General features: G+C 56.8%; 1 rRNA gene. It reads right to left on the bottom strand.

The features are described from left to right. Positions 1-273, bottom strand: a 16S ribosomal RNA gene (locus QSK07_RS22750); the annotation flags it as partial.

The raw sequence follows: 273 nt of genomic DNA, 5'->3' as shown, positions 1-273 counted from the left end.
TCTGACTTAACAGACCGCCTGCGTGCGCTTTACGCCCAGTAATTCCGATTAACGCTTGCACCCTCCGTATTACCGCGGCTGCTGGCACGGAGTTAGCCGGTGCTTCTTCTGCGGGTAACGTCAATCGATGCGGTTATTAACCGCACCGCCTTCCTCCCCGCTGAAAGTACTTTACAACCCGAAGGCCTTCTTCATACACGCGGCATGGCTGCATCAGGCTTGCGCCCATTGTGCAATATTCCCCACTGCTGCCTCCCGTAGGAGTCTGGACCG

The sequence above is a fragment of the Pantoea sp. QMID4 genome, from assembly GCF_030270445.1.
Taxonomy (GTDB): domain Bacteria; phylum Pseudomonadota; class Gammaproteobacteria; order Enterobacterales; family Enterobacteriaceae; genus Pantoea; species Pantoea vagans.
Note: the sequence above shows the minus strand (reverse complement) of the source record. Positions and strands in the feature narration are given on the sequence as shown.